Here is a 4,594-nt window from a genome sequence, read left to right on the forward strand (position 1 = left end):
CTTCGCTGGGACGACGTGCTAGCGCTTGTGAATATGGTTGGCGCTTCCACTGCCCACAATCCTATGCACGTCGTCCCGGCGCAGGCCGGGACCCAAGTTTGCCCGCATCCCAGGAGCGCCAGAGAAGCCACACGCCCATAAAAAAACCACCGCCGCAGCAGTGGTTCAAGAGGAGTTCTTACCGCTTACAGCCCGGCGATCACTTCCGCCGCCGGCGCCGGCGCTTCGGCCGGAGCCGTTTCCGGCTTCACCACCGGCTCAGCCGGCTTGCTGACCATGATCGGCGCCGCCGGTTCACGCGGGGTGAAGGTCGGCACCTTCTGGCCGCGCGCCACCTGCTTCAGGCGGCGGTATTCCGCCAGCACCTTCGAGCCGTAGCCCGAATCGGTTTCCAGGTCGGCCGCGCCCACATAGGTCTTCAGGCCACCCTCGACCGAGCCGGTACGCTTCACGTAATCCTTCAGGATCAGGGCGCCGACACGGATGTTGGCGACCGGATTCAGCGCAGCTTCCTGGCCGCCCACTTCCGCAAACTTGTCGTGGTGCACCTTGGCCATGACCTGCATCAAGCCTTTGGCGCCCACCGGGCTTTCCGCGAACGGGTTCAGGCCCGATTCGATCGCCATCACCGCCAGGATCAGCAGCGGGTCCAGCTTGACCTCGTGCGCCGTCATGTAGGCGGTCGAGACCAGCATGTTGGCGGCGTCGCTGGCGACGCGGTAGCGCTTGGACAGCCAGTCGGTCACCCATTGCTGCTGCTTGGTGTTGCGCAGCGCGGGATGTGTCTCGTCGGCGGCTTCTTCGGCCACGGCTTCCGCCACGGTCATGGCGTTCGTGGCGACCGGTGCGGCGGCCACGATGGTCGGCTGCGGATGCAGCAGTTGCGAGACGCGCTTGGCGACGTCGTCGTTGGTGTACAGCAGCGCGAGCGCGGCGATTGCCGTCAGACCGCATACGGTCAGTGTGTATTGTGCGGTGGTCAATAGACCGCGTGTCGCTTTCGTCACGGAAGCCCACGTGATTGGCTGGCTGGCCATGGTTTGGACGAGCCGTGCGCTCGCGATGAAACGATGCATCATCGAATCTCCCTTTTGTCGCGGCAAAAACGATCCCGTCGGAGCGCAGTAAGCGCTTCGTTTGGACGTACGTTGCCGTGCATCAGAAATATCGTCTGTCGCCGCCTTGCGGTGGACTGACGCCGTCATTGCTTTGCTTAAGCTGGTATGGCCAGGGCGGCAGGGACCAGTGGCTCAACAACTAACTCGGGGTTCTGGGCAGACGCCCAATGAAAACACTCCTTAAAATGTCATGTGGGGCCCCGACCCCGTGAATGAGTGAGAACAGCTAAAATGGTGTCAAAAAGACGTGCCTGCCTCATCAAGTAGGGTGGATTGTAGGGGCGAGCTTATATCAAGTCAACCCTAGCACTTTCCGTCCTTATTACTTTTAGTTCTGATTTCCAGAGGTCAATCTGGAAATTACTCAGCAATTCAAGGACTTGGGCGGCATCGTTCACTAACCAAATGCAGTTGAAAAAACGATAAAAGATTGATGAAATATACAGACTTACGGGATTTCATGGCCCAGCTGGACAGCATGGGCGAACTCAAGCGCGTAGGAATCCCGGTGTCGCCGAACCTCGAGATGACGGAGGTCTGCGACCGCACCCTGCGCGCCGGCGGCCCGGCGCTCCTGTTCACCCAGCCCACCGGCCACACCATCCCCGTCCTCGGCAACCTGTTCGGCACGCCGCGCCGCGTGGCCCTGGGCATGGGCGCGGACGACGTGGGCGAGCTGCGCCGCATCGGCCATGTGCTGGCCCGCCTCAAGGAGCCCGAACCGCCCAAGGGTTTCAGGGACATCATGGGCCTCGGTTCGCTCGTCAAGGCGGTGTGGGACATGGCCCCCAAGGAAGTGCGCGGCGCGCCTTGCCAGGAGATCGTCTGGGAAGGGCAGGACGTCGACCTGGCCAGGCTGCCGATCCAGCATTGCTGGCCGGGCGACGTGGCGCCCCTGATCACCTGGGGCCTGGTGATCACCAAAGGGCCTAACAAGAAGCGCCAGAACCTGGGCATCTATCGCCAGCAGGTGCTGGGGCCGAACAAAGTCATCATGCGCTGGCTGGCCCACCGCGGCGGCGCGCTCGACTTCCGCGAGCATGCGCTGGCCAATCCGGGCAAGCCCTATCCGATCGCGGTGGCGCTGGGCGCCGACCCGGCCACCATCCTGGGCGCGGTGACGCCGGTGCCGGACAGCCTGTCCGAATACCAGTTCGCCGGCCTGCTGCGCGGCAGCCGCACCGCGCTGACCAAGGCCATCGGCAGCGAACTGCGTGTGCCGGCGTCCGCCGAGATCGTGCTGGAAGGGCATATTTACCCGGATGCCAATCACCCGTCCGGCTTCGAGCACGCGCTCGAAGGGCCGTATGGCGACCACACCGGCTATTACAATGAGCAGGACAGCTTCCCGGTGTTCACGATCGACCGCATCACGATGCGCCGCGATCCTGTTTATCACTCGACCTATACGGGCAAACCGCCCGACGAGCCGGCGGTGCTGGGCGTGGCGCTGAACGAAGTCTTCATCCCGCTGCTGCAGAAGCAGTTCAGCGAGATCACCGACTTCTACCTGCCGCCGGAAGGCTGCAGCTATCGCATGGCCGTGGTGCAGATGAAGAAGCAGTACGCGGGCCACGCCAAGCGCGTGATGTTCGGCGTGTGGAGCTTCCTGCGCCAGTTCATGTATACCAAGTTCATCGTGGTGGTGGACGAAGACGTCGACGTGCGCGACTGGAAGGAAGTGATCTGGGCGATCACGACCCGGGTCGATCCGACGCGCGATACGGTCATGGTCGATAACACGCCGATCGATTACCTGGACTTCGCCTCGCCGATCAGCGGGCTGGGGAGCAAGATGGGGATCGACGCCACGAACAAGTGGCCGGGCGAGACCAATCGGGAGTGGGGCACGCCGATCGTGATGGATGAGGCGGTCAAGCGCAAGGTCGACGATATCTGGCAGCAGCTAGGTATCTAAGAGCAGCCGCTAAATTATGCACGTCGCCCCGGGACTCGGCGTCCCCCTCGGCCGGGGTCCAAGTTTGCATGCGCCGTCGAGCCGCGAAACTTGGGTTCCGGCCGTCGCCGGAACGACGGTTTACAAGCTAACTGAATAGTAAGCGCGGGCAGTTTGCCCGCCGTTTCCCAAACGGGATGGGGTGCGGTATAATGACTGCTGGCGGGCCCCTGCGCATTGTGGCATGGTTTACCTGGTCAGGTCGGGAACGAAGCAGCCAAAGCCGTTCACCGCAAGTGCCGCAGATCAGGCTCGCCTCTTATCTTCCTCCTGCTTTACCCTCCCTAGTCAGTTTCCGCTTCGACACGACCGTGAAGTCGCCGATGTGCTTCGCCCGTCGCTAGTGATGCTTGAAAGCATGGCCACAGATTGTTCGCGGCAACGGCCATCTGCGGTAAAATCTCGGCATGTCCTATCAAGTCCTCGCCCGCAAATACCGTCCCAAGAACTTCGAAACGCTGGTCGGCCAGGAGCACGTCGTTCGTGCGCTGACCCATGCGTTGAGGACCGGCCGCCTGCACCACGCCTATCTGTTCACCGGCACGCGCGGGGTCGGCAAGACCACCTTGTCGCGGATCCTGGCCAAGTCGCTCAACTGCACCGGCCCGGACGGGCAGGGCGGCATCACTGCCGAACCCTGCGGGCAATGCGAAGCCTGCCGCGCAATCGACGCCGGCCGCTTCGTCGACTATATAGAGATGGACGCGGCCTCCAACCGCGGCGTCGACGAGATGGCCCAGCTGCTCGAGCAGGCCGTCTATGCGCCGAGCAATGCGCGCTTCAAGGTCTACATGATCGACGAGGTGCACATGCTCACCAACCACGCGTTCAACGCGATGCTCAAGACGCTCGAGGAACCGCCGCCGCACGTCAAGTTCATCCTCGCGACCACCGATCCGCAAAAGATCCCGGTGACGGTGCTGTCGCGCTGCCTCCAGTTCAACCTGAAGCAAATGCCCCCGGGCCACATCGTGGGCCACCTGGAAAACATCCTGGGCCAGGAAGGCGTCAGCTTCGAGCAGCCCGCGCTGCGCCTGCTGGCGCAAGGCGCGCACGGCTCGATGCGCGACGCGCTCTCGCTGACCGACCAGGCGATCGCCTATGCCGCCGGCCAGGTGACCCTGGACGCGGTGCAGGGCATGCTGGGCGCGCTCGACCAGTCCTACCTGGTGCGCCTGCTGGACGCGCTGGCCGCCCAGGACGGCGCCGACCTGATGGCGGTGGCCGACGAGATGGCCAGCCGCAGCCTGTCCTACAACGGCGCGCTGCAAGACCTCGGCACCCTGCTGCACCGCATTGCCCTGGCCCAGAGCGTGCCGGCCGCCGTGCCGCAAGACCTGCCCGAATTGAGCGACATCTTGCGCCTGGCCGAGCTGTTCGACCCGCAGGAAGTGCAGCTGTATTACCAGATCGCCGTGCACGGCCGTAACGAGATCGGCCTGGCGCCGGACGAGTACGCCGGCTTCACGATGACCCTGCTGCGCATGCTTGCCTTTCGTCCCGGACAGGGCGGGGCGGA

General features: G+C 63.5%; 3 protein-coding genes and 1 other RNA gene. 3 read left to right on the forward strand and 1 reads right to left on the reverse strand.

The genetic code is table 11. The features are described from left to right. Positions 1–185: 185 nt before the first annotated feature. The gene (locus KBW95_RS24375; protein WP_373888852.1) at positions 186–983 is read right to left on the reverse strand and encodes a transglycosylase SLT domain-containing protein; all 798 of its coding nucleotides are present in this window, start codon (positions 981–983) and stop codon (positions 186–188) included. Between the two features lie 568 nt (positions 984–1,551). On the opposite strand from KBW95_RS24375, the gene ubiD reads away from it, so the two are divergent. The 3 genes from ubiD to dnaX form a co-directional block, all read left to right on the forward strand. Continuing rightward, positions 1,552–3,036, forward strand: a complete 1,485-nt coding sequence (gene ubiD, locus KBW95_RS24380; RefSeq protein ID WP_211526442.1) for a 4-hydroxy-3-polyprenylbenzoate decarboxylase — start codon at positions 1,552–1,554, stop codon at positions 3,034–3,036. Between the two features lie 200 nt (positions 3,037–3,236). Continuing rightward, an RNA gene (ffs, locus tag KBW95_RS24385) (signal recognition particle sRNA small type) lies at positions 3,237–3,335 on the forward strand. A gap of 147 nt (positions 3,336–3,482) precedes the next feature. Continuing rightward, the coding region (dnaX, locus tag KBW95_RS24390) for a DNA polymerase III subunit gamma/tau (RefSeq protein ID WP_211529550.1) at positions 3,483–4,594 on the forward strand (1,112 nt) is incomplete at its 3' end.

This window comes from Massilia sp. ZL223, assembly GCF_018119395.1.
Classification (GTDB): domain Bacteria; phylum Pseudomonadota; class Gammaproteobacteria; order Burkholderiales; family Burkholderiaceae_D; genus Telluria.

Bases quoted from the DNA above. Each gene is read 5' to 3' on its own strand.
- ubiD (WP_211526442.1), top strand. From the start codon at position 1,552: ATGAAATATACAGACTTACGGGATTTCATGGCCCAGCTGGACAGCATG.